Annotated in this window: 22 protein-coding genes; 13 read left to right on the plus strand and 9 right to left on the minus strand. The window is 67.0% G+C overall.

What is annotated here, in order from left to right:
- Positions 1-27: 27 nt before the first annotated feature.
- From ACIP5Y_RS34015 to ACIP5Y_RS34035, 5 genes are all read left to right on the plus strand, one after another.
- Positions 28-648: a pyridoxamine 5'-phosphate oxidase family protein gene (locus tag ACIP5Y_RS34015; RefSeq protein WP_400356462.1), complete on the plus strand. Its 621-nt coding sequence runs from the start codon at positions 28-30 to the stop codon at positions 646-648.
- 89 nt (positions 649-737) lie between these two features.
- Positions 738-1,970, plus strand: a complete 1,233-nt coding sequence (locus tag ACIP5Y_RS34020; RefSeq protein ID WP_400356932.1) for a MurT ligase domain-containing protein — start codon at positions 738-740, stop codon at positions 1,968-1,970.
- Positions 1,967-2,677, plus strand: a complete 711-nt coding sequence (locus tag ACIP5Y_RS34025; RefSeq protein ID WP_400356464.1) for a type 1 glutamine amidotransferase — start codon at positions 1,967-1,969, stop codon at positions 2,675-2,677. The genes ACIP5Y_RS34020 and ACIP5Y_RS34025 overlap by 4 nt, the downstream gene beginning before the upstream one ends.
- 320 nt (positions 2,678-2,997) lie before the next feature.
- The gene (locus tag ACIP5Y_RS34030; RefSeq protein ID WP_400356465.1) at positions 2,998-4,626 is read left to right on the plus strand and encodes a GMC oxidoreductase; all 1,629 of its coding nucleotides are present in this window, start codon (positions 2,998-3,000) and stop codon (positions 4,624-4,626) included.
- Positions 4,627-4,833: 207 nt separating this feature from the next.
- A complete protein-coding gene (locus ACIP5Y_RS34035) occupies positions 4,834-5,649 on the plus strand; it encodes an ion transporter (RefSeq protein WP_400356467.1) in 816 nt (271 codons plus the stop codon).
- A 36-nt stretch (positions 5,650-5,685) separates the two neighbouring features.
- On the opposite strand, the gene ACIP5Y_RS34040 is transcribed toward ACIP5Y_RS34035, so the two are convergent.
- The 4 genes from ACIP5Y_RS34040 to ACIP5Y_RS34055 all read right to left on the minus strand — a co-directional run bounded on the left by ACIP5Y_RS34040 (position 5,686) and on the right by ACIP5Y_RS34055 (position 8,448).
- Positions 5,686-6,894: a low temperature requirement protein A gene (locus tag ACIP5Y_RS34040; protein ID WP_400356469.1), complete on the minus strand. Its 1,209-nt coding sequence runs from the start codon at positions 6,892-6,894 to the stop codon at positions 5,686-5,688.
- Between the two features lie 65 nt (positions 6,895-6,959).
- The gene (locus ACIP5Y_RS34045) at positions 6,960-7,520 is read right to left on the minus strand and encodes an SRPBCC family protein (RefSeq protein WP_400356471.1); all 561 of its coding nucleotides are present in this window, start codon (positions 7,518-7,520) and stop codon (positions 6,960-6,962) included.
- Between the two features lie 136 nt (positions 7,521-7,656).
- Complete coding sequence (locus ACIP5Y_RS34050) at positions 7,657-7,842, minus strand: DUF1918 domain-containing protein (protein WP_400356473.1); 186 nt, start codon at positions 7,840-7,842, stop codon at positions 7,657-7,659.
- A gap of 30 nt (positions 7,843-7,872) precedes the next feature.
- Entirely contained in the window at positions 7,873-8,448 is a 576-nt protein-coding gene (locus ACIP5Y_RS34055) for a TetR/AcrR family transcriptional regulator (protein WP_400356475.1), read from the minus strand.
- Between the two features lie 71 nt (positions 8,449-8,519).
- On the opposite strand from ACIP5Y_RS34055, the gene ACIP5Y_RS34060 reads away from it, so the two are divergent.
- The 3 genes from ACIP5Y_RS34060 (at position 8,520) to ACIP5Y_RS34070 (ending at position 11,559) form a co-directional block, all read left to right on the plus strand.
- Positions 8,520-9,107: a dihydrofolate reductase family protein gene (locus ACIP5Y_RS34060; protein WP_400356477.1), complete on the plus strand. Its 588-nt coding sequence runs from the start codon at positions 8,520-8,522 to the stop codon at positions 9,105-9,107.
- A 73-nt stretch (positions 9,108-9,180) separates the two neighbouring features.
- On the plus strand, positions 9,181-10,446 hold the full coding sequence (locus ACIP5Y_RS34065) for an aspartate kinase (RefSeq protein WP_397005624.1): 1,266 nt from the start codon (positions 9,181-9,183) through the stop codon (positions 10,444-10,446).
- A 78-nt stretch (positions 10,447-10,524) separates the two neighbouring features.
- Positions 10,525-11,559 (plus strand): aspartate-semialdehyde dehydrogenase, encoded by a 1,035-nt coding sequence (locus tag ACIP5Y_RS34070; protein ID WP_400356480.1) that lies wholly within the window; start codon positions 10,525-10,527, stop codon positions 11,557-11,559.
- An 84-nt stretch (positions 11,560-11,643) separates the two neighbouring features.
- Here the strand turns inward: ACIP5Y_RS34070 and ACIP5Y_RS34075 are convergent, their stop codons facing one another.
- Complete coding sequence (locus ACIP5Y_RS34075; protein ID WP_400356482.1) at positions 11,644-11,844, minus strand: hypothetical protein; 201 nt, start codon at positions 11,842-11,844, stop codon at positions 11,644-11,646.
- Between the two features lie 456 nt (positions 11,845-12,300).
- Here ACIP5Y_RS34075 and ACIP5Y_RS34080 point away from each other — a divergent pair, with 456 nt between their 5' ends.
- On the plus strand, positions 12,301-13,539 hold the full coding sequence (locus ACIP5Y_RS34080; RefSeq protein ID WP_397005618.1) for a helix-turn-helix domain-containing protein: 1,239 nt from the start codon (positions 12,301-12,303) through the stop codon (positions 13,537-13,539).
- 27 nt (positions 13,540-13,566) lie between these two features.
- Here ACIP5Y_RS34080 and ACIP5Y_RS34085 read toward each other — a convergent pair whose 3' ends face one another.
- Positions 13,567-14,937 (minus strand): serine hydrolase domain-containing protein, encoded by a 1,371-nt coding sequence (locus ACIP5Y_RS34085; RefSeq protein ID WP_400356484.1) that lies wholly within the window; start codon positions 14,935-14,937, stop codon positions 13,567-13,569.
- A gap of 386 nt (positions 14,938-15,323) precedes the next feature.
- Between ACIP5Y_RS34085 and ACIP5Y_RS34090 the strand changes: the two genes are divergently transcribed.
- Together ACIP5Y_RS34090 and ACIP5Y_RS34095 are read left to right on the plus strand one after the other, a co-directional pair.
- A complete protein-coding gene (locus ACIP5Y_RS34090) occupies positions 15,324-15,743 on the plus strand; it encodes a Fur family transcriptional regulator (protein WP_400356485.1) in 420 nt (139 codons plus the stop codon).
- A gap of 68 nt (positions 15,744-15,811) precedes the next feature.
- Complete coding sequence (locus ACIP5Y_RS34095; RefSeq protein WP_400356487.1) at positions 15,812-17,272, plus strand: catalase; 1,461 nt, start codon at positions 15,812-15,814, stop codon at positions 17,270-17,272.
- A gap of 90 nt (positions 17,273-17,362) precedes the next feature.
- Here ACIP5Y_RS34095 and ACIP5Y_RS34100 read toward each other — a convergent pair whose 3' ends face one another.
- The gene (locus ACIP5Y_RS34100; RefSeq protein WP_400356488.1) at positions 17,363-17,956 is read right to left on the minus strand and encodes a TetR/AcrR family transcriptional regulator; all 594 of its coding nucleotides are present in this window, start codon (positions 17,954-17,956) and stop codon (positions 17,363-17,365) included.
- 123 nt (positions 17,957-18,079) lie between these two features.
- Between ACIP5Y_RS34100 and ACIP5Y_RS34105 the strand changes: the two genes are divergently transcribed.
- Positions 18,080-18,805 carry an SDR family oxidoreductase gene (locus ACIP5Y_RS34105; RefSeq protein ID WP_400356489.1) on the plus strand — a complete coding sequence of 242 codons (726 nt, stop codon included), beginning with the start codon at positions 18,080-18,082 and terminating at the stop codon, positions 18,803-18,805.
- A gap of 31 nt (positions 18,806-18,836) precedes the next feature.
- Here ACIP5Y_RS34105 and ACIP5Y_RS34110 read toward each other — a convergent pair whose 3' ends face one another.
- Entirely contained in the window at positions 18,837-19,589 is a 753-nt protein-coding gene (locus ACIP5Y_RS34110; RefSeq protein ID WP_400356491.1) for a TetR/AcrR family transcriptional regulator C-terminal domain-containing protein, read from the minus strand.
- Between the two features lie 156 nt (positions 19,590-19,745).
- On the opposite strand from ACIP5Y_RS34110, the gene ACIP5Y_RS34115 reads away from it, so the two are divergent.
- Positions 19,746-21,290: an MFS transporter gene (locus tag ACIP5Y_RS34115; protein ID WP_400356493.1), complete on the plus strand. Its 1,545-nt coding sequence runs from the start codon at positions 19,746-19,748 to the stop codon at positions 21,288-21,290.
- A 490-nt stretch (positions 21,291-21,780) separates the two neighbouring features.
- Here ACIP5Y_RS34115 and ACIP5Y_RS34120 read toward each other — a convergent pair whose 3' ends face one another.
- On the minus strand, positions 21,781-22,968 hold the full coding sequence (locus ACIP5Y_RS34120) for an LUD domain-containing protein (RefSeq protein ID WP_400356494.1): 1,188 nt from the start codon (positions 22,966-22,968) through the stop codon (positions 21,781-21,783).
- Between the last annotated feature and the right edge of the window lie 186 nt (positions 22,969-23,154).

Raw genomic sequence — 23,154 nt, forward strand, 5'->3', positions numbered from 1 at the left:
CCTCACCGGAGGCGTTGAATCGAAGTCATGAGCGAGATCTCGGACCCGGCCGAATTACGTGAGCTGCTCGGTGCGCCCGGCCCGCGCGCCGTCAGCAAGGAGCGGGTCGCGCTGCATCCGCGCGACCGCGAGTGGATCTCCCTGTCCCCGTTCATCGTCGTGTCCACCAGTGACACCGACGGGAACTGCGACGCCTCGCCGAAGGGTGATCCGGCCGGTTTCGTGCGGGTGCTGGACGACACGACCATCGCGATTCCGGAGCGCCCGGGCAACCGTCGCGCCGACGGCTATCTCAATATCCTGAGCAATCCGCATGTCGGCGTGCTGTTCCTGATCCCGCGCCGCGGCGAGACCCTGCGCGTCAACGGCCGCGCGAAACTCGTGCGGGACGCCCCCTACTTCGACGACATGATCGTGAAGGGCCACCGCCCGATCCTCGCCATCGAGGTGGAGATCGAGCAGATCTTCTTCCACTGCGCCAAGGCCTTCCTGCGCAGCAACCTGTGGAAGCCGGAGAAGTGGGAGGACAACGATCTGCCCCCGCACGCCCACCTGGTGAAGGAATTGCAGCCGAACACCGAGGAATCGGTCGAGCAGCTGGAGCACTACTACTCCGAGGTGTACGAGAAGCTGCTCTACAACACCTGATTGCGGCGTAGCTCACGTCCGCGGCGTCGATACCGCCTGCGCATCGGCCGGGGGTTGCCAATAAACTCGCCCGCGTGGCAGACATCTCGATGCGCGGACGACTCGCGCTGGTGGCGGCGAAGGCGGCCTCACGGGCGTCGCAGGCGGCCGGGCGTGGCAAGGGATCCATGATCGGCGGCCTGATCGCGCTGAAGATCGATCCCACGCTCATGACCCAGCTGGGCCGCGGCCGCCGCACGGTGCTCGTGACCGGCACCAACGGCAAGTCCACCACCACCCGCATGACCACCGCCGCGCTGCAGACGCTCGGGGATGTCGCCACCCAGGCCGACGGCGCCAATATGGATGCCGGAATCGTGGCCGCGCTCACCGCGAATCGCACCGCGCCGCTGGCCGCGATCGAGGTGGACGAACTGCACCTGCCGCATGTCGCCGACGCGCTGAACCCGGCCGCGGTGGTGCTGCTCAATCTGTCCCGCGACCAGCTGGACCGGGTGGGCGAGATCAATATGATCGAGCGCCGCCTGCGCGCCGGCATGGCCCGGCATCCGGGCGCCGTCCTCATCGCCAACTGCGATGACGTGCTGGTGACCTCCATCGCCTACGACCACCCGAATGTGGTGTGGGTGTCGGCCGGCAGCGGCTGGTCGGTGGACGCCACCAGCTGCCCGCGCAGCGGCGAGCCGATCGTGTGGGAGGGCGAGCACTGGTACAGCACCGGCGCGGACTTCCAGCGCCCGGAACCGCAGTGGCGGGTGGACGAGCACGCGCTCTACGGTCCGGATGGCCTGGAACTGCCGCTGGCCCTTGCGCTTCCGGGGCGCGCCAACCGCGGTAATGCCGCACAGGCCGTGGCCGCGGCCGTCGCGCTCGGCGCGCGACCGGATGCCGCCGCGAAAGCCGCAGCGACGGTGCGCGAGATCGCGGGCCGCTACCGCACCGTCGAGGTGGGCGGGCGCAATACCCGCCTGCTGCTGGCCAAGAATCCGGCCGGCTGGCAGGAGGCGCTGTCCATGATCGACCCTGCCGCAACGGGTCTGGTGATCGCGGTGAACGGTCAGGTGCCGGACGGCGAGGACCTGTCCTGGCTGTGGGATGTGCGATTCGAGCACTTCGAGGGCACCCAGGTGGTGGCCGCGGGGGAGCGCGCCACGGACCTCGCGGTGCGCCTCACCTACGCCGGCGTCGAGCACATCACGGTCGCGGATCCCTTGCGCGCCATTGCCTCCTGCCCGGCCGGGCAGGTCGAGGTGCTCGCCAACTACACCGCGTTCCGCGACCTGAACCGGGACCTCGACGAGAAGGCGGCGACCCGCGCATGAGCGAATCCACTGTCCGCATCGGTCTGGTGCTGCCCGATGTCATGGGCACCTACGGCGACGGCGGCAATGCGCTGGTGCTGCGGCAGCGCCTGCGCATGCGCGGCTACGACGCCGAGATCGTCGACATCACGCTGCAGGACCCGGTTCCCGGCTCGCTCGACCTGTACACCCTCGGCGGCGCGGAGGATTCCGCGCAGCGCCTGGCCACCCGCCACCTGCAGCGCTATCCGGGTCTGCAGGAGGCCGCCGCTCGCGGCGTCCCGGTCCTGGCCATCTGCGCGGCCATCCAGGTGCTCGGCCACTGGTACGAAACCTCCACCGGCGAACGTGTGGACGGTGTCGGCCTCATCGATGTCACCACCTCCCCCCAGGAGAAGCGCGCCATCGGCGAGGTGGCCACCACCCCGATCATCCCGGGCCTGTCCCAGCCCTTGACCGGCTTCGAAAACCACCGTGGCGGAACCAAACTCGGCGGCGCGGCCACCGGCCTGGCCCGCGTCACCAAGGGCGTCGGCAATGGTGTCGGCGACAACCTCGAGGGCGTCGTCCAGGGCTCGGTCATGGGCACCTACATGCACGGCCCGGCCCTGGCCCGCAATCCGGAGCTCGCCGACTACCTCCTGTCCCGGGCCCTCGGCGTGGATTCCCTTCCATCCCTGAACCTTCCGGAAGTAGACCAGCTCCGCCGCGAACGCCTCCGCGCCTGAGGCCTGGATTTCACTTCGGCCGCGCCCCGTTTCGGGTCGCGGCCGTTGTTTTCGGCTGGGGTTCCGCAGGTTCGGCGGACGCTGCTGCCGGCTCCTGCACGGCCGCCGGGTTCTGCACATTCAACTGGGATTTCAGGGCCGGCCCTCGAGGATCGGGTGTTGGGGTTTCAGGGGCTTGCCCCTGAGAGTCACGAGAGTTGGCTATCCGCAACACATAGCGAATCGGCATGACATGCCGTCGATCTTGCCGAACCTATTGAGGGGTGGGCGGGGGCCCGGTAATCTCGCGCGCGGCCATTACATGATGAGGGAGGTGGCCGTTGCGCAGGCGCGCCGTATTGAAGGCTGCCGGTCTGGCAGCATTGCTGGGCGGGGTGGGGACCGAAACGGTCATGCGCGGCGCGGGCGCCGCCACGGCCAATCCATTGTGGAATGCGCTGTTCCAGGCATGGGTACCGGAAATCTTTGCCCCGCTGCCCGATCCACCCGACCACTCCGAGGCGATCGTCATCGGCTCCGGATTCGGCGCCGCCGTCACCGCCTTGCGGCTCGCGGAGGCGGGCGTGCAGAACGCGGTGCTGGAGCGCGGTTCACGCTGGCCGAACGATCCGTGGCGGGAGATCTTCACCGGTGACGATCTGCCGGACGGCCGCGGCTTCTGGCATCGCACCAGCTTCACCGGCGTCACCAAGGTGCCCATGCCGTTCGCCGATTTCGGTGGCGTGCTGGATGTGACCGAATACCCGGGCATCGATGTGTGGCGCGCCGCCGCGGTCGGTGGCGGTTCGATCGTGTTCACCGGCGCCATGATCCAGCCGCCGCAGCACCTGTTCGACTCCGTCTTCCAGGGCGTGGTCTCCTACGACGAGCTGGATGCCGTCTACTACCCGCGGGTGCGGGCCATGCTGCGGCTGTCCGCCATCCCCCCGGATGTGTACAACTCCGCGCCGTTCGCGCATTCCCGCATCTGGGATCAGCAGGTGCGGGCCGCGGGTTACGAACCGCAGGCGAACGATTCGATCTTCAACTGGGATGTGGTGCGCGCCGAACTGGCGGGCCAGAGCCGTCCGTCGGCCACCGCGTTCCGCAGCAATCTCGGTAATTCGAACGGCGCCAAGTTCGATCTGAACCAGAACTATCTGCGCTACGCCGAGGGCACCGGCAAGTCGGGCATCTTCCCGGGGCACCGGGTGGATTCGATCGGCCAGGACGGTGGTGGCAAATATGTAGTCACCGTGACGAAACTGGCCCCGACCGGACAGGTGCTGGCGACCCGCACGCTCACCTGTGATCGCCTGTTCCTGGGCGCGGGTTCGGTGGGCACGTCGGAGCTGCTGGTGCGCGCGCAGGCGACGGGCGCCCTGCCGGGTCTCAACGAGCATGTCGGCGACGGCTGGGGCACCAATGGCGATGTGGTGCTGGCCCGCAGCGTCAGCTCGCTGACCTCGACGGGCGGTGGCGTGCCGAGTGCCAGCCGCATCCTCGACGAGTCGGGTATGCCGCTGCATCTCGAAAACTGGTATGTCCCCGGCATTCCGGTGGAGACCGGCGCCGTCGCTTCACTGGGTATCGCCCTGGATCCGACCCGCGCCCGTTTCGGCTACGACCCGGGCCGTAATGCGGTCGGCCTGACCTGGCCGAAGTCGGCGCAGGATCAGGTGCTGGCGGCGTGCCGCGCGGTGGATCACAAGATCGCCGCCGCGGGTGGTTCGCTGGTCGATTACACGCCGCTCGGTTACGACGCGAATGCCTTCTTCACCGCGCACCCGCTGGGCGGTGCGGTGCTCGGGCAGGCCGCCGATTCGAACGGCCGCGTCTACGGTCACCCGGGCCTGTATGTCATGGATGGCGCGGGTATTCCGGGCAGTACCGCGACGGTGAATCCTTCGCTCACCATCGCCGCCATCGCGGAACGCAATATCGAGGCGATCATCCGCGCCGGGCGGTAGAACCCCACAGGTTGTGCACAACACACAGGTTGTGCACATCATGTGGATAAAGTTGCCGCGCGGACTTCTGCCGGGCGGAAAGCCGCGATAGCGGGAAAGTCGCTGTGCGGAATAGCCGTACGACCGGGGCATTCCTGCCCGACACCCGGCAATGCTCCGGCAATCGCCATTACGCTGGCGGGACCGTTCGATGTGGAAGGGGACCCGGTGAGCTACGACGCCTACCCGGTGCTGGAGGACGACGAACTCCCGAACAAGCCGCCCGTGCTGTGGCTGGACTTCGTCATGCTCGGGCTCGCCGTGGTCTCGGTGGGACTGGTCACCTGGGTGACCTTCTTCCACGTCTCCGGCGACACCTACCGGCTCATCCGTGCCCTCGACTATTCGATCTGCGCGGTGTTCGCGATCGAATTCCTGTGGCGCTGGCGGCGGGAGGGCTGGAGCTGGACCTTCCCGTTCATCTACTGGTACGAGGTGCTGGGCATGATCCCGGTCACCAGCCCGTTCTTCCGCGGCTTCCGGCTGCTGCGCCTCGTGGTCATCGCGGTCCGCGTGGGTCGCGTCGCCGACCGGGCCTTCGGCGACCGGGTCACCGCGGCCGTGGTGAACCGCTCGGTGAGCGTGATCGTGGACGCGGTGAAGCGGCCGGTCACCATGGCGGTGCTGGACGAGGTCGCGGAGGTGTTGCGGACGGGCCAGTACGCCAGGAACATCGCGAGCGCCCTCGAGGAGAACCGCGACGAACTGGACCACATGATTCTCGAATTGATCCGGGCGGACCCGAAACTGGGCCGGGTCAAGTATTTCCCGTTCCACGAGGACATCATTCGCGGCATCGCCGACGCCAGCTTCCGCATCGTCTTCCAGGTGCTGGCCGATCCGCGCACCGACGAATTCGTCGCGGACGCGCTGCGCGAGAACGTGAATCAGATGAAGAAAGCCCTGCACGAGGGCGTGCACGTGCCCGAAGCCATCGACAACCGGCTGCCACCGCGGCAGCCGACGACTCCGCCGCGTCCCTGACTCCGGCTCACACGCCCCGAATCCACGCGCCCCGAATCACGCCTCGGCGTGCCGGATCTCGTCCCGGGGCTGTGCGTACCGGATGACCTCCCAGATGATCAGCACCAGCAGCACCGCGCACAGCAGCCCCAGCGCCGCCATGGCGGGCAGCAGCGTGGCCACGGGGATCAGGGCGAGCAGCACGAGGGCGGTGATCAAGCGGGGCGTCAGCACCAGCCCGGTCGCGTAGTGCCGGAACCCGACCAGCCCCAGCAGGTAGATCGCCGGCCCGGCGTACAGCGCGATGAGCGGGATCCCGTGCAGGGCGTCGTGCAGCGAATGCCCCTGCGCCTGGCCGACATAGGTGAGCACCTTCTTCAAACCCAATGCCAGCGCCACGATTCCGATGATCATCGGGAAGTGCCAGAAGGTGTAGCAGTTGCGCGCGATCTGGATGCGCCGTTCCCCCTGGGCGTGCTGCATCTGATGCTCCACGACCATGGCCGCCACATCGAAGTACGCCCACCACAGCAGCGCGGTCACCGCCAGTCCCAGCATGGATCCCACGGCGATGGACCAGGAGATGGGTAGCCCGGCCACCCCGACGCCGATGGAGACGATGGATTCGCCCAGCGCGATGATGACGATCAGCCCGTGCCGTTCGGCGAAGTGGGAGGCGGAGTTGAGCCGCCAGTCGTTGCCCGCGAACAGCGTCCACAGCATGTCCCCGGCGAGGGCGGCGAGCCAGAGCACGATCTGCGCGGTCCCGCTGGTGAGGGCGCCGGCCACCAGCAGTACCCCGCCGATGGTGAGCGATCCGCCGGCCCAGCGGGTCACCTGCCCGCGGAGTTGTTCGTCCTCGGAGCTGGCGAAGAGCATGCCCGCCAGGTGCACGACCCGCACCACGAGGTAGGCGATGACGAAGACCAGTGGCCCGTACCAGCCGCCCGGCAGGTCATGGAACGCTTCGGGAATGGTGAGGGCGATGAGGAACATGCCGCCCATGGCGATGAACATGGCGACGCGGGCGATGCCCTCGTCGGCCTTGATCACGTTCCCCAGCCACGAGTAGCCGATCCAGGCCCACCACAGCAGCATCAGGACGACCAGGGCTCGGAGCATATTGAGCCAGCTGATCTCGTGTGCGGCCAGATCGGTGACCATGGTGAAGGCGAAGACCACGACCAGGTCGAAGAACAGTTCCAGCTGGGTCACCGAGGCGTTCTCGGAGACCGACATCATGCGGGTTCGCTGCGCACCGGGCATGCTGGACATATTGCCGGGTGCGAGCCTCGAAAGCCGGTGTCAGACGCGCGTGTTCGCCGCGAGCGTCACGCGGTGCCGAAGCCGGGCTCGAAATTCGGCCGGTGCGTGCGCTGCGGTGCGGCGGCCGGCGGCTCGTAGCCGACCTCTTCGACGTAGGGCATCTCCTCGATCTCGCCGAGTCCTTCGATGCCGGTGACGGCCTCGACGAAGGCGACGAAGTTGGCGATCATGGTTTCGCCCTCGCGGCGCTGGGTGCGCTTCATGATCATGCCGGGCGCGGGGATGGGCAGGTAGACCTCGGCGTGGTACCAGACCTCGGTGGCGCCGTCCTCGATCTCGGTGAGTTCGAACCAGCCCTTGCCACCGCCGCCGGCGCTGCTCTCGAGGACCTTCCACGCGATGCGGTGGTCGGCGCACTCGTATTCGACGACCTGCCGGTCGGAGCGGCCCATCAGGTTGGCCGAGACGTACACGCGGCGTGGACGTCCCCGGTCGTCACGGGTGGCGACGCGGACATCCTGGTGGGAGGGTGACCAATCGGGGAGCTGCTCGACCATCAGCAACGCTTCCATCACCTGGTCGGGGTCTAGCTCGATGACGAACCGGTGATCAGTTTTCGTGCGCATACCTAACCCTCCATCCGGGGACCGATTGTGACCAGCGTCGCTTCGAGAGTCAACACGCTCGATCGATGCTTCTTACCGGACAGTCGGTCTGTTATGTCGAATCACGCTGCACACCAACGTAACCCGCCCGTAAAGGTCAATCCCGGCGTCTGACCACCGAATCGGGACCCGGATAGACGAGACTCTCGCGTCCGTCGGTGAAGCGGACCACGTACGGCGGCTCCCCGTCCGCCCCGCGTACCTCGACGATTTCCGCAGTGTGGTCGGGTAAGCCGACACTGCGGCCGTGAATCACCAGATGGTCACCGACGCTTGCTCGCATGGACGCATTATTCGCCGCGCGTGACTTCCATCACAAGGATCCGATCGACCGCTCCACTGCTACCCGCACCAGCTCGGCGGCCTGTTCCTCGGTGAATATGCCGGGCAGGGTGAGCCTTTCGAGGATGAGCCAGTTGAGGGCCAGGTAGAGCAGTGCCACGGTGTGCTCGTCGCCCGGCAGGCCGGCCGTCAGGTGATTGCGGATATTGAAGTCGAGGTCGGCACGCACGCGCTGGGTGAGCAGGGCCTGCAGCTCCGGCCGGCGGGCCGCCGCCAGTCGCAGCTCGAGCAGCGCGAGGTAGCCGGTGCGGAAGCCGGAGACGCGTTCGACCACCTCGGTCATGAGTTCGGTGATGGTCTCGCGGGTGCGCGGGCCCTGCAGTTTGCCCATGGTCTCGGCGCTGGGGATCAGGCGCTCGTAATACCGGTGCCCGGTCTGGACGAGCAGTTCGTCCCGGTTCGCGAAGTAGTTCGAGGCGGTCCCGGCGGGTACGCCGGCCTCCTTGTCGACCGCGCGGAAGGTGAGTCCGCGGGCCCCGTCCCGGGCCAGGACCTCGATCGATGCGTCCAGCAGGGCCTGTCGCCGCTCCGGGTTCGTGCGAGCCATTGACACCACTCCATCCGTAGTACTAACTTCGTGACCACTACGGTCACAGTACTACGGATGGAGCGGTATACATGCGAAAGCTTGCCTACTTCGTAGCGGTCTCTCTCGATGGCTACATCGCCGGCCCGAACGGCGAATACGACTTCTATCCGGAGAGCGACGACAAGACGGCCTGGGTCAACGAGCGCTTCCCGGAGACCGTGCCCACCCATATCCGGGCACACGTCGGAATGCCTGTCGATACCCCTGATCGCGAATGGGACACCGTGCTGATGGGCCGCGGCGCCTACGAGCCCGCCCGTGCCGCGGGCATCGTCAGCCCATACGAACATATGAAACAGTATGTTTTCTCCAGCACCCTCGATCCCGTCGACGACCCGCAGGTGGAGATCGTCGGCGCCGATCCCGTCGAATTCGTCCGCAAGCTGAAAGCGGAAGCGGGCCTGGGCATCTGGCTCTGCGGCGGCGGGCGGCTGGCCGGCGCCCTCATCGACGAGATCGACGAACTGGTCATCAAGAGCTACCCGGTCATCGCCGGCGCGGGCGTGCCGATGATCGCGGGCGGCTTCCGCCCGGCCCGATTCGACGTCACCGACCGCCGCGAGTTCGGCAACGGCACCATCGTCACCCGGCTGACCAGGGCTGGAGGAGGTAGCTAGAAATCTCGTGGACCTCGGTCGGTAGTCTTGTCCATCGGTAGCAGCAATTTGTCGATCTTGGAGGATTCCCACCGTGGCTCTCGTCGTCCAGAAGTACGGAGGATCCTCGGTAGCCACCGCCGAGCGCATCCGTCGGGTCGCTGAGCGGATCGTCGAGACCAAGAAGCAGGGGCACGACGTGGTCGTCGTGTGCTCGGCCATGGGCGACACCACCGACGAACTATTGGATCTGGCACAGCAGGTCGCGCCGGCCCCGCCGGCCCGCGAGATGGACATGCTCCTCACCTCGGGTGAGCGCATCTCCAATGCGCTGGTGGCCATGGCCATTCATTCGCTCGGCGCCGAGGCTCGTTCGTTCACCGGCTCGCAGGCCGGTGTCATCACCACCGGCACGCACGGCAACGCGAAGATCATCGACGTGGCCCCGGGCCGCGTGCAGCAGGCGTTGAACGAGGGCACCATCGTGCTGGTCGCCGGCTTCCAGGGCGTGAGCCAGGACAGCAAGGACGTGACCACGCTGGGCCGCGGCGGTTCCGATACCACCGCCGTCGCGCTGGCCGCGGCGCTGAATGCCGATGTGTGCGAGATCTATACCGATGTGGACGGCGTCTTCAGCGCCGATCCGCGCATCGTCTCCGACGCCCAGAAGCTGGATTCGGTCTGCTACGAGGAGATGCTCGAGCTGGCCGCCTGCGGCGCGAAGGTACTCATGCTGCGCTGCGTGGAGTACGCGCGCCGCTACAACGTGCCGGTCCACGTGCGTTCCTCGTACTCGGACAAACCAGGCACCATCATTACCGGATCGATGGAGGACATCCCCTTGGAGCAAGCAATCCTCACGGGCGTCGCGCACGACCGCAGCGAGGCCAAGGTGACCGTGGTCGGTATTCCGGACGAGCCGGGCTACGCCGCCAAGGTGTTCCGCGCCGTGGCCGATGCCGAGATCAATATCGACATGGTGCTGCAGAACATCTCGAAGGTGGAGACCGGCAAGACCGACATCACCTTCACCCTGCCCAAGCTGGACGGCCCGCGCGCGGTGGAACTGCTCACCAAGCGCAAGGGCGAGATCGGCTTCTCGCAGGTGGCCTACGACGATCACGTCGGCAAGGTGTCGCTGGTCGGCGCGGGCATGAAGTCGCACCCGGGCGTGACCGCCACCTTCTGCGAGTCGCTGGCCACGGCCGGCATCAATATCGACCTCATCTCCACCTCCGAGATCCGAATCTCGGTGCTGGTCAAGGACACCGACCTGGACGAGTCGGTGCAGGTGCTGCACAAGGCCTTCGATCTGGGCGGCGAAGAGGTCGCGGTCGTGCACGGCGGAACGGGGCGCTGACTTGACCGGGTCAAGCGCGGAGGCGGCAGCGCAGCGTAACCACGCAGCGCTCCCGGGCAAGTCGAAAGGTTACAGCCCATGGGCGTACGCGTAGGCGTGGTCGGCGCGACCGGACAGGTCGGCGCCGTGATGCGGAAGCTGCTGGAGGAGCGCAACTTCCCGGCCGATGAGGTGCGGTTCTTCGCTTCCGCGCGCTCGGCGGGCAAGAAGCTGTCGTTCCGTGGCCAGGAGATCGTGGTCGAGGACACCGAGCTCGCGGATCCGGCCGGGCTGGATATCGCGCTGTTCTCGGCGGGCGCCACCATGTCCCGGGTGCAGGCGCCGCGTTTCGCGGCGGCCGGTGTCACGGTCATCGACAATTCGTCGGCCTGGCGCAAGGATCCCGAGGTGCCGCTGGTCGTCTCCGAGGTGAACCCGGAGCAGACCCGCAATCTGATCAAGGGCATCATCGCCAACCCGAACTGCACCACCATGGCCGCCATGCCGGTGCTGAAGCCGTTGCACGACGCGGCGGGCCTGCAGCGCCTGATCGTGTCGAGCTACCAGGCGGTTTCGGGTTCCGGCCTGGCCGGTGTGGAGGAGCTGGCGACGCAGGTGCGCGCGGTGGCCCCCGAGATGGAGAAGCTGACCCACGACGGGTCCGCGGTCGCCTTCCCGGCCCCGGTCAAGTACGTCGCGCCGATCGCCTTCGACGTGATCCCGCTGGCGGGTTCGCTGGTCGACGACGGCACCGGCGAGACCGACGAGGATCAGAAGCTGCGCAACGAGTCCCGCAAGATCCTGGGCCTGCCGGAGCTGCTGGTCAGCGGCACCTGCGTGCGGGTTCCGGTCTTCACGGGCCACTCGCTGTCCATCAATGCCGAATTCGCCGAGCCGCTTTCGGTGGCGCGGGCGCAGGAAATCCTGTCCTCGGCCGCCGGTGTGAGGCTGACCGATGTGCCGACCCCGCTGGCGGCGGCCGGTATCGACGAGTCGCTGGTGGGCCGTATCCGCCAGGATCCGGGTGTGCCGGACGGTCGCGGTCTGGCGCTGTTCATCTCGGGTGACAACCTGCGGAAGGGCGCGGCGCTGAACACGATTCAGATCGCGGAAGTGCTGTTGCAGAACCGCTGAATGGTATAGACCACTGCGTCGATTCGGACGAAGCGGGTCGTTTGATCTCTCAGGATCAAACGGCCCGTTTTCATATTGATCTTCTCAATCGGTCCACAGTTCGGCGCACGGGAGCGGCGGGAACGGGTCGGTCGCCAATCCGTCAATGATCACTTCAATGCAGTGCGGGCGTAAATTCGCTGCGAGGCGTTCGGCAATTGCGCGTTCGGCGCGATAGTTCAAGATCATGCCGCCCGGAAACCGCAGGCGCACATGAACTTCACCGGTATCCGGGGTGGACGTCATCTGGAGTGTGCCCGATGAGTTGGTCGTTGGCCTTTCGCTGAGCGAGAGTTGCAGCTACCCTCGCGTTCTAGCCGGGCGGTGATGCTCTGCACTGTGGGACCGGGCACCGGGCCGGAATACCTGGTGGCCGTGACGGCACTGGCCGCGAACCACATTGCCGCACCGCCGATTCCGGCGCCGAGTAGGAAGAAGAAGAGTTCGGCGGACATGACCACCTCTTGTCGTCCGATTGGTTCGACGGGTCCCTACAAACGTTAAACGCAGAAAAATTGCGGTGCAATAAGAAAAATACATACTTCATACTGTGCGCCGTAAGCTCGCGGTGTCTGGAATCCTTGTCGGCAGATCCCAACCGGATGGAGAAAGGGCGGGAAGGAGAAGGGCATGGTAGACATCGGCGAAACACGCGGGCGGTGACGGCCGGGAAAGCCGATCAGGCAGAAGGAGTTTGACCCGGTGGCCGAAAGTACCCTTGGGGCACGGGTAGCGGAGTTGCGCCGGCGGCGGGGACTATCGCAAAAAGAGTTGGGCGCCGCCATCAGGCGGTCGGAAAGCTGGGTGTCGCAGGTCGAGCGGGATGTACTGCCCGTCGAGCGACTGTCGGTCCTGCAAAGGCTGGCGGACGTGCTCGGAGTGGCGGTACGAGATCTGCGGCCCGAGGCGGCCGAACCCATGGCCGCGGATCGCGGCGACGGGCAACGGCCCGGCTCAGCGGTTTTCGAACAGCTGCGATTGCTGCTCACCGGACATCCCGCGCTGGAGCAACTCTTCGGTGACGAGGCCGATCGCGAGTCGGCCGAACAGTTGCCGGAGCTGCAACAGCGCGTGGATATCGTGTGGCAGCTGGCACATGAATCGCGTCTCGTCGAAGTGGGCAGCAGCCTGCTCGAACTGATTCCGGACCTGGAACACGCGGCCCGGAATTCCGCGGCGAAGCGGCCGGAGGTGCTGACCCTGCTGTCACGCACCTACCAGGTGGCCGCGACCGCCTTCACCAGGCAGGAAGAGGTCGACGCGGCATGGGTCGCGGCCGATCGCGCCCTGACCGCGGCCGAGGAATCCGGCGACGCGCTCAGCGTGGTGGCCGGCACCTACCGCATGGCACAGGCCTTCCTGCGCCTGCAACGGCTGGAACAGGCCGAGCAGGCGGCGCGCGTATCGGTGGCGGCCTTGGCGGCGCAGGTCTCCGAGGAGACCGGCACCCGTCCGGAAGTGTTGTCGCTCTACGGATCTCTGCAGCTCATGCTGGCGGTGATCGCGGCGACCGACGGAAATCGGACGGCCGCCCGCACGGGTCTGGCCGCGGCGCGCACCGCCGCGGATCGGCTCGGCGAGGGCCGCAACGATTTCGACACCGAATTCGGTCCGACCAGTGTCGCCGTGCACGCGGTGGCGGTGGCGGTCGAATTGGGCGACGCCGGTGAGGCACTCGATATCGCCCGCACCGTGGACGCCTCCGTGCTGTCCCCGGAGCGGCAGGCTCGCTTCCTGGTGGATGTGGCCCGCGCGCACGCGCAACGGCGGCAGGCCCAGGAAGCGCTGGACGCCTTGCTCAATGCCGAGCGACTAACGCCCGAACTGGTGCACAGTGATCATCGCGCGCGCGAAGTGGTGCGCGATCTGTTGCAGTTCGCGGGCCGGCGCCCGGCGGACGAGCTGCGTGAGCTGGCGGGGCGAGCCGCCGTCACGCCGTGACAGATGTGACCGTCACGCCGTAAGCACTCACTGCCGGCGAATGCCCGGGGTGCGTGGGTCGGGGCCGACGCATGCCACCACCAGGCACCCCGGTGGCGCGTCGCTGAACGGCGCCGCGAGCGGAACGTTCAGGCAGGACAGCACATTACAGCCCGGATAGGCGTCCGGGCCGACACCGAACACCGCGAGCGCGATGTCCGCGTCGAGATAGTCGGCGGTGTTCAACCGCACCGGTTTCTCCACGTAGGGGCCGGGATCGGGTATCGGGCTGTGCTCGAAAGCCGCCAGCAACCGGCGGAAGAACTCGTGCGAGAGTTCGCCGCCGTACACCAGGATGCCGAGCGGACCCTTCGTGGTGTGCACGCCGAAGAACCCGGTCCACATCACCGTGAGCCCGAGGCTGGGGATGAAGAAGACGTTCTGCAGGCCCATGCCGGACATGTCGTAGCTGTCGCCGGGCATGAAATCGGGGTTCTCGGCGCAGCCGGATCCGGTCCAGAACAGGTAGCCGTAGCACTGATCGGTGGCGGATGGCGTTGCGGCACGATGCAGATAGGCGTGCGAGACGATGCGCTGCCCGCGCCAGACCCCGTCGTTCGAGACCAGCAGCCCGAGCCGGGAGAGGTCGTCGGGCGGGATCATCAGATGCGCGTAGCCGTAGGTGTGCCCGGAGCGATCCCGCGCCCAGTAGTAGTCGCCGCGCTGGATTCCGATGGGGCCGAACAGTTCCCGCTGGGCGAACTGCTGTAGTGGTTCGCCGACGGCCAGTTCGATCACGTAGGAGAGCAGGTCGACATTGCGCTGGCTGTAGGTGAAGGTGGTGCCGGGCGGGTTGTCGAACGGGACGGCGAGGGCCTGGACCGCGCTGAACGGGTCGATCGGGATGACGCCGGTGATGCCTTCGGTGATGGTCCCGATGTGCAGGCCGGAGGTTTCGGTGAGCAGATTCTCGACGGTGATGGCGCGATGTGCGCTGTCGCCGAGTCCGGCCGGGAGATAGTGGCCGATGGGCGCGTGGATATCGAGTTCACCCCGATCCCAGGCGATTCCGGCGAGCAGCGACACGACACTCTTCGTGACACTCCAGACATTCCAGGCAATTCGACCGGTTTCGGCATTGCTCGGTCCCTCGCCGATCAGGCAGTTGTTCCGGAAAACCTGCACGTTCAATCGGTTCCGGCTCGCCGCGAACCGCAGCGCATCGGCCAGCCGCCCCGCATCCAATCCGGCCTGTTCCGGCGTGGCCCGCTCGAATTCCCGCCCGACCGGCTGGCCGCAGCGCATTTCCCCCGGCTCCGCGCGCGCCACACCACCCTCGAAGAACCCGCCACCCAGGGCCAGCACCACCGCCGATGTCACCGCTACCGCACCGGCAAGCCCCCTGCGCATGCGCAACATGCGTCACAGGCTAGTTCGCCACCACCCTGAAAACCCGGAAACCACACCGTCCCGGAAACGCCGAAACGCCGCCAGACGGGGGGATGCTGGCGGCGTCCGCTCGCAGCCCGAAGCTGCGAAGTTGGAAGCCGACGCCCAACAAGCGCCTCTCGGCGAGTGGTCGCTCGTAGCGACAAGGGGTGCGGCCCGGGGCTGTTCCGACGCCGGCAAGTCTGATCAACCGCGCCCCCACCGGATCTATTCCGGCCCACCGATTGTGACGCGCGCTACTCCGAGAGCCCGTCCGCCTGAGCGTGATCGAGTTGCCGTAATGCGCCGATGATCGCCTCTGCCAGGCCGAACGGCCTTTTCTTGACTTATTCCAGAAAACGGGGGAGGGTGTAGTTATGCACACTGGTTACGACGCTCGCGAACGGTTGCGGGCGGTGGGTCTGCGGGTCACCGGCCCGCGGGTCGCGGTGCTGGACGCGGTTGCCGAGGCGCCGCATTCGGATGCCGACGGGGTGGCTGCGAAGGTGCGCGAGACGCTGGGATCGGTGTCCACACAGGCCGTGTACGACGTGCTGAAGGCATGCGTGGGCGCGGGATTGCTGCGGCGGATCGAACCGGCGGGATCGCCGGCGCTGTACGAGGCGCGGACCGGAGACAACCATCACCACCTGGTGTGCAGGAAGTGCGGCACGGTGATCGATATCGACTGTGCCGTGGGTGCGGCGCCCTGCCTGGAACCCGATCAGTCCCACGGTTTCGTCATCGACGAGGCCGAAGTCGTGTTCTGGGGGCTCTGCCCCGATTGCGCCCCCTGAGGGGCGAGGTTTCCTGAAAGCCCGGGTCGATCCCCGGGACGATTCCAGCTGCCCGAAGGAGGCTTCGAATGACCAAGCCGACAACCACCAATACCGGCGCTCCGGTCGAGAGCGACAACGAGTCGCTGACCGCGGGTACCCAGGGCCCCATCCTGCTGCACGACCACTATCTGATCGAGAAGCTGGCCCAGTTCAACCGCGAGCGGGTGCCGGAGCGCATCGTGCACGCGAAGGGCGCGGGCGCCTACGGCGAGCTGGTGGTGACCGGCGACGTCTCCCGTTTCACCAAGGCCGCACTGTTCCAGCCGGGTGCGCGCACCGAATCGCTGGTGCGGTTCTCCACCGTGGCCGGTGAGCAGGGCAGCCCCGACACCTGGCGCGACCCGCGCGGTTTCGCGGTGAAGTTCTACACCACCGACGGCAACTACGACATCGTCGGCAACAACACGCCGGTCTTCTTCATCAAGGATCCGATCAAGTTCCCCGACTTCATCCGCTCGCAGAAGCGGTTGCCGGGCAACGGACTTCGCGATCACAATATGCAGTGGGACTTCTGGACCCTGCGCCCGGAGACCGCGCACCAGGTGACCTGGCTGATGGGTGATCGCGGCATCCCGAAGACCTACCGGCACATGGACGGTTTCGGTTCGCACACCTACCAGTGGATCAATGCCGCCGGTGAGCGCTTCTGGGTGAAGTACCACTTCAAGACCGATCAGGGCATCGAGTTCCTGACCCAGCGCGAGGCCGACAGCCTGGCGGGCAGCGACCCGGACTTCCACCGCAAGGATCTGTGGGAGGCCATCGAGCGCGGCGAGCATCCGTCCTGGACGCTCAAGGTGCAGGTCATGCCGGTCGACGAGGCCGAGGGCTACCGCTTCAACCCGTTCGACCTGACCAAGGTGTGGTCGCAGAAGGACTACCCGCTGATCGAGGTCGGTCGCTGGACGCTGAACCGCAACCCGGGCAACTTCTTCACCGATATCGAGCTGTCCGCGTTCGAACCGTCGAATCTCGTTCCGGGCGTGGGCTTCTCGCCGGACAAGATGCTGCTGGGCCGCGTGTTCGCCTACGCCGACGCGCACCGCTATCGCATCGGCACCAACTACGCGCAGCTGCCGCCCAACCGCGCCAAGGCCGCGGAGGTGAACTCCTACTCCAAGGAGGGCGCCATGCGCTTCGAGTACAACGACCCGAATGTGCCGGTGTACGCACCGAATTCGTTCGGCGGCCCGCACGCGGACGAGTCCCGCGCCGGTGACTACGGCATCTGGAACTTCGACCCGACCATCGTCCGGGCCGGCTACATCCAGCACCGCGAGGACGGCGACTTCACCCAGGCGGGCACCCTGGTCCGCGAGGTCTACGACGACGCCGCCCGCGACCGCCTGGTCGCCAACGTCGTCGGCCACGTCCTCGGCGGCGTCCAGGAGCCGGTGCTGAGCCGCGTCTTCGAATACTGGAAGAGCGTCGACACCGAGATCGGCAAGCGCATCGAAGAAGGCGTCCGCTCCGGCCTGAACGGCTGAGTCCCGCCCGATAGCTGAAAACGCAACGCCCGCACCATATTCCGTGGTGCGGGCGTTCGTCGTTCGAGTTCGGCCGTTCCGCCGATGTCTTCAGTGATCTGCCAGGATCGCGTTCGTGAGGCGGGTGGCGGCGTCCTGGTCCAGGGGCTGGTGGCCGAGTAGGAAGCGGTACCAGAAGACGCCGTAGAACTGGTCCAGCATGAGGTCCAGGTCGGCGCCGGGGGCGAGTTCGCCGCGCTGCTGCCCGCGGATGAGCAGGCCGCGGACGGCGTTTCGGCGTTGTGCGGTGAAGGTTTGGAGCAGTTCGGCCAGGTGTGGGTCGTGGGCTGCCTCGCGGGCCAGGGAGCGCAGGGCGGGGGCGGTCGATTTGCCTTGGGCACCAAGGAAAGTGGCTTCGATGACCGCTTGCAGATCAGCGCGCACGGATCCGGTGTCGGGGAGGGGCACCTGGATGGCCGAGCGTTCGGTGAGGGCGTCGAGCAGGAGTGCGCCCTTGGAGGGCCACCAGCGGTAGACGGTCTGCTTGCCGACGCCGGCGGCCTTGGCGATGGCGTCGATGGTGACTGCCTCGCCGTCGGATTCGGCGAGGAGCCGGAGCGCGGCGTCGAGGATGGCGTGGTGGGTGGCCTCGTTGCGGCGCCGGCCGGTGTGCGGGCGTTCCGGGTTGGGTGGTGCGCCTGCCATGCCCGCGCCTCCTGTGATGCACGTCACTGATTTGTCGAGACTAAAAGTCTCGGCTTCGTGGTTGTCAAGACTGTCAGTTCCGTAATGATAAACGGAGCGACGGACAGAGAGGCTCCAGAGAAAATGACCACAACACAGCGCGTCGTCGTCATGGGTGGCAGTTCGGGCATCGGCGAGGCCACCGCCACCCTCTTCGCGACCGGCGGCGCCGAGGTCATCATCACCGGGCGCGACCGCGACAAGCTGGACGCGGCAGTGGCCCGCATCGGCGGCAAGACCACCGGGTACCGCCTGGACGCCACCGAGCAGGCCGATATCGACGCCTTCTTCGCGCAGTCGGGCACCATCGATCACCTGGTGATCTCGGTGAGCGGCTCGGCGGGCAGCGGCCCCTTCGCCGGCCTCGACCTGAACGAGCTGGCCCGTGGCTTCGACGGCAAGTTCTGGCCGCAGGTGCGCATCCTGCAAGCCGCACTGCCGCACCTGGACGCGCAGGGCTCGGTGACGCTGGTGACGGCCGGCTCGTCCCGCGCCGCCTTCCCCGGCACGGTCGGGCTGGCCGCCATCAACGGCGCACTCGACGCCATGGTCCCGCCGCTCGCGGTGGAGCTCGCGCCGCTGCGCGTGAACGCCGTATCGCCCGGTGTCATCGACACCCCGTGGTGGGATCGGGTTCCGGAGGAGCAGCGCAAGGCCCTCTTCGACGGCCTGGTCGAGACCACTCCGGTGGGCCGGGTCGGCCGTCCCGAGGACATCGCCCGCGCCATCCACCTGCTCGCCACCAACGGCTTCATCACCGGCGTGGTGCTGGATGCCAATGGCGGCACCAACCTTCCGACCGGTCGCTGACCCGGCGGAACTCAGCCTGCGGCACCGGCCTTCAAGCTTGTGCCGCAGGCTTTTTCGTGCGTCCACGCACCTCGAGCCCGTCGAGGATCAGGCCGAGTTCCTGGCCGAAGAAGTCCTCGCGTGCCTGCTCGGTATCGAGGTCGCGCTGGGTCACGTAGCGTCTGTGCATGCGCGGGTAGGGCTTCGACGCGTGCTCCGCCGCGGCCATCATTTCTCCGAACCATTCCTGTTCGGTCAGTCCGCTGTGCGTGACGGCATTGAGCATGGCGGCTTCGGTGCTGGTGGAGCCGATGATGTAGGCGAAGATGGCATTGGTGGCCCGGTCGGAGGCGTCGTCGTCGAAGCCGGCTTTTTCGAAGATGCCCAGCATGGCCTCGGACACGCGCATCAGATTCGGGCCGAGGTAGGCCAGTCCGGCCCCGGTCATGACGCTGAGCATCCAGGGATGCCGCAGCAGGGTGGCACGGATCTCGCGGGCCAGCGCTGTCATGTCGGCACGCCAGCTGTCGCGGGTGGTGTCCTCCGGTACGCGGGGTTCGCCGAACGCCGCGTCGACCACGAGTTCCAGGATCTCGTCCTTGTTGGTCACATGGGTGTAGAGCGAGGTGGCGCCGGCATTGAGGCGGCTGCCGAGCTTGCGCATGCTGAGCGCGTCGATGCCTTCGGTATCGAGCAGGGTGAGCGCTTCGGTGACGATCTGGTCCCGGCTGAGTGCGGGCTGGTCGCGCCGCTGTCGTTGCGGGCGGGTCCAGACCGACGAGAACTCCTGCGTTTTTGCGGACATGCGCGTTCCTCCTTTGTCTTCCGTACAGCCTAACCGCAGCTAGAACACCGTTCGCCTAGTTGCACGCCGTGCGCTCTTGCGCACACTGTACGGATTATCGTACAGTGTTCGACAACGCCGCACAGTGTGCGGAGAGCTTCTCGAAGGGGACCGGAAATGTCTACGAACGAAATGGCCGCGACGATGACTTCGCCTGCGGCACAGCGCAACCCGAAGCGCTGGCTGATCCTGGTGGTGCTCTGCCTGAGCTCACTGCTGCTGGTGATCGACAATATGGTGCTGAACGTCGCCATTCCGGAGATCTCCACCGACCTGCACGCCGGCGCCCAGGATCTGCAGTGGGTGATCGACGGCTACATCCTGGTCTTCGCCGGCCTGCTGCTCACCTCGGGCAGTCTCTCCGATCGCTTCGGCCGCAGGCTGGTGATGATCATCGGCCTGGTGCTCTTCGGCGCGGCCTCCCTATTGGCCGCCTATGCGAGCAATCCGGAAATGCTCATCGCGGGCCGCGTCATCATGGGCCTCGGCGGTGCGCTCATCATGCCGAGCACCCTCTCCATCCTCATCGTCGTCTTCGACGATGACGAGCGCCCCAAGGCAATTGCCGCCTGGAGCACGGTGGCGATGATCGGCATGGTCGGCGGCCCGGTCATGGGCGGCATCATGCTGAACCACTTCTGGTGGGGTTCCGTCTTCCTGCTGAACGTCCCGATCGCCATCCTGGCCGTCCTCGCCGCCGTGACCCTGATGCCCGAATCCAAGGGCCCGGCCCGTCCCACCGACCTGCCCGGCATGCTGTTCTCCGTCGTGGGCCTCACCTCCGCCGTCTGGACCATCATCGAATTCCCCGGCAAGGGCATCAACGGCACCTGGCCCGGCCTGCTCGTCGCCCTGATCACCTTGTCCGCCTTCGTGATCCGCGAACTGAAGACCGAGCACCCGATGCTGCCCTTGCACCTGTTCCGCAACCGCGTCTTCACCGGTTCCAGCTTCTCCCTGGTGCTGGTCACCTTCGCCAACGCCGGCCTGATGCTGGTCCTGACTCAGTACCTGCAGTTCGTCCTGGACTACTCGCCCATCAAGACCGCCCTGGCCTTCACGCCGATGGCCTTGTCCGCCATCGTCTTCAACGGCGTCGGTGCGGGTCTGACCCAGAAGCTGGGTGTCCGTCCGATCGCCGTGGCGGGCCTGCTGATCCTGGCCGCCGGCACCGCGGTACTGGCCCTGCTCACCGTCGACTCCGCTTTCTGGATGCCCGCCCTGGCCATGGCCCTGGTAGGCGCCGGTGCGGGCCTGGCCATGCCCGCCGCCATCGGTGCTCTCATGGGCGCCGTCCCGCCGGAGCAGGCCGGTGTCGGTTCGGCCCTGAACGACACCATTCAGCAGACCGGTGGCGCCCTCGGCGTGGCCATCCTCGGCGCCATCCTCTCCGGCACCTACCGCAACGCCATGCCGGCCTCGGCCCCGGCGGCCATCCGCGAGAACGTCGCTCCGGCAATGGCCAGTGGCAACCACGACCTGATCGTCGCCGCCAAGGACGCCTTCACCACCGGAATGTCCGCCACCTTCTGGACCGGCGGCGCCTGCGTGATCGTCGCCTCGGTGGTCGCCTTCTTCCTGATGCGAGGCGCAAAAGCCGTCACGGGTGAGGGCGTTCCGGCGGAAGCGTCGATCGAGCCCGAGTTGGTCGAAGCCCGGTAGCCCGGCAGGTGGACGAAGCAGCGCGGCCCTCGGTACCCCGGTACCGAGGGCCGCGAGGATTTCGGGGCGTGGCCGGTCAGCGTATCAACCCGAACCAGTAGATCAAGCAGGCCAGTACAAAGACGACTACCGTTTCCATCGTCTCTCCCAATCTTTTTGGCGCTCTTACCTTCCATGATGCCGTATTAAGGAGCCCGCCGGTCCCGCCACCCCTCGTGGACGGGGCCGACGGGATCCTCGCAGGCCTGCCGCCCCCTTCGCGACAGGACTGGTTCCGTCGATGAGACCCGGATGACCGGTATTGCTGTGACACGACCCGGCACCCCTCGTGGACGGGTCGTGTCCCAGCGTTCCCCCCACCCCCCGGTCGGTGGTCTCGCCGCGCCGGTCGCTCCCGGCGTTGACACAACGATGCCCAGCCGTGCTTGGCACGCCCTTAACAAGATCTTGCACTCATGAAAAGCGCTGGAAGAAGGGTATTTTCGAGAGGTCACTCGACGATGACTACGACCAGCCGCCGGGGTCCCCGCACACCCGGCCCGCAGATCATCTCGAGATCGGCTGTGGCGGAACGAGGGCTGAGCCAGGTGAGCGGGCGCAACGGGTCCAGGATGCCGATCATCTCGGGAACGGACGACGCGATCTGCTCGGCGTGCACCACGCAGACATGGCAGCCGGGCACCAGCGTCGGCGCGCGCCGGCCCTGCCCGGGACCGCCGTCGAGCACCACGGTGCCCGAATCGGCAATGGCCGCAGCGCAAATGGTGATCACCGCATCCACGCCCCCGAGTTCGGCTGTGGACAGTTGTGGATCGTCCGAGACCACCCGATTTCCGGAGTCCACGGTCCACTCGGCGAGGCAGCCCTCGGGCACGCCCGCCGGGGCGATGACACTGCGGACGCCGTGCTCGTGCAGGACGGTCGCGATGGTTTTCGGCAGCACCGATGCGTCGACCCGGTGTGCTTGTGCACCAGAATGTTTCACTCGTTCGAAGAACAGTGACACCACGGCGTCGTGATCGCCGGCCTCGATTCCCGGTGCCCGCCGCAGGTATTCGCGCGGTGCGGTGATGGTGCGCTGTTCGGCGGGCAGATCAGACAAGGCATCCCGAATGCGCGCCAGCACGATTTCGCGTGCGTTCGTCGCGGTCGCCGACCGCTTCGCACGATGCCCGGGTGTGCGGTTGTCGTCGACCAGCACCAGGTGGAAGTTCCGCGGCCCGTCCCCGTCGGTGACGCCGGCCCAGGTGAACACGTACGGCGATATGCGTTTCCCGGTGCTGCCGCGCGCGGGCAGCTGCAGAAAGACTTCGAGGTCGCGCCAGGTCGGCACCACGGTCTCGATGCCCGCCACGGTGATGAGCGTTTCCGGCAGCGCCGGGCACACGCGCCCATTGCCCTCGGATTCCGCCATGACGATCGTTCCGGTCTCCGCGACAAGGAAATTCGCGCCGGTGACGCCGACCTCGGCGGCCCGGAGTCGCTCCTGCCGGACCAGTGCGTCCACCAGGAGGTTCGCCTCGGCGGCGCCGGTGGCCCAGTGCACGGCGCCGCCCGCGTCCTCGACGGCCCGCTCCAATTGCACCAGGTACGAGTCGAGATGGTGCCGCACCATATCCTCGATGGCGGCGGCGCTGTCCCGCAATTGCTGCCGGTCCGGCCGTTCCCCGACGTTCATCAGGCACGAATCGTGATCCCCGGTAGTGCGGCGCATAGGACCCCTTCGGGTGCGTCAATCGCGTACTTCGCGACCGACTTTCAGCGTGTAGAGCAGGGCGCCGACCGCGGTCAGCGCGAGCAGGACGTAGCCGAGGGTGTAGTCGTGCCGGGAGCTGTACACCAATCCCATGACCAGCGGCGGGAA

It is taken from the genome of Nocardia sp. NPDC088792, from assembly GCF_044750615.1.
Lineage (GTDB): Bacteria > Actinomycetota > Actinomycetes > Mycobacteriales > Mycobacteriaceae > Nocardia.

Excerpts from the sequence above, each read along its gene's own strand:
- ACIP5Y_RS34120 (WP_400356494.1), bottom strand. The coding sequence starts at position 22,968 with ATGAACGTCGGGGAACGGCCGGACCGGCAGCAATTGCGGGACAGCGCC.
- ACIP5Y_RS34050 (WP_400356473.1), bottom strand. The coding sequence starts at position 7,842 with ATGCGAGCAAGCGTCGGTGACCATCTGGTGATTCACGGCCGCAGTGTC.
- ACIP5Y_RS34095 (WP_400356487.1), top strand. The coding sequence starts at position 15,812 with ATGACCAAGCCGACAACCACCAATACCGGCGCTCCGGTCGAGAGCGAC.
- ACIP5Y_RS34105 (WP_400356489.1), top strand. The coding sequence starts at position 18,080 with ATGACCACAACACAGCGCGTCGTCGTCATGGGTGGCAGTTCGGGCATC.
- ACIP5Y_RS34110 (WP_400356491.1), bottom strand. The coding sequence starts at position 19,589 with ATGTCCGCAAAAACGCAGGAGTTCTCGTCGGTCTGGACCCGCCCGCAA.
- ACIP5Y_RS34090 (WP_400356485.1), top strand. The coding sequence starts at position 15,324 with ATGCACACTGGTTACGACGCTCGCGAACGGTTGCGGGCGGTGGGTCTG.
- ACIP5Y_RS34100 (WP_400356488.1), bottom strand. The coding sequence starts at position 17,956 with ATGGCAGGCGCACCACCCAACCCGGAACGCCCGCACACCGGCCGGCGC.
- ACIP5Y_RS34025 (WP_400356464.1), top strand. The coding sequence starts at position 1,967 with ATGAGCGAATCCACTGTCCGCATCGGTCTGGTGCTGCCCGATGTCATG.
- ACIP5Y_RS34045 (WP_400356471.1), bottom strand. The coding sequence starts at position 7,520 with ATGCGCACGAAAACTGATCACCGGTTCGTCATCGAGCTAGACCCCGAC.
- ACIP5Y_RS34070 (WP_400356480.1), top strand. The coding sequence starts at position 10,525 with ATGGGCGTACGCGTAGGCGTGGTCGGCGCGACCGGACAGGTCGGCGCC.
- ACIP5Y_RS34085 (WP_400356484.1), bottom strand. The coding sequence starts at position 14,937 with ATGTTGCGCATGCGCAGGGGGCTTGCCGGTGCGGTAGCGGTGACATCG.
- ACIP5Y_RS34075 (WP_400356482.1), bottom strand. The coding sequence starts at position 11,844 with ATGACGTCCACCCCGGATACCGGTGAAGTTCATGTGCGCCTGCGGTTT.
- ACIP5Y_RS34060 (WP_400356477.1), top strand. The coding sequence starts at position 8,520 with ATGCGAAAGCTTGCCTACTTCGTAGCGGTCTCTCTCGATGGCTACATC.
- ACIP5Y_RS34020 (WP_400356932.1), top strand. The coding sequence starts at position 738 with ATGCGCGGACGACTCGCGCTGGTGGCGGCGAAGGCGGCCTCACGGGCG.
- ACIP5Y_RS34055 (WP_400356475.1), bottom strand. The coding sequence starts at position 8,448 with ATGGCTCGCACGAACCCGGAGCGGCGACAGGCCCTGCTGGACGCATCG.
- ACIP5Y_RS34015 (WP_400356462.1), top strand. The coding sequence starts at position 28 with ATGAGCGAGATCTCGGACCCGGCCGAATTACGTGAGCTGCTCGGTGCG.
- ACIP5Y_RS34040 (WP_400356469.1), bottom strand. The coding sequence starts at position 6,894 with ATGCCCGGTGCGCAGCGAACCCGCATGATGTCGGTCTCCGAGAACGCC.
- ACIP5Y_RS34115 (WP_400356493.1), top strand. The coding sequence starts at position 19,746 with ATGTCTACGAACGAAATGGCCGCGACGATGACTTCGCCTGCGGCACAG.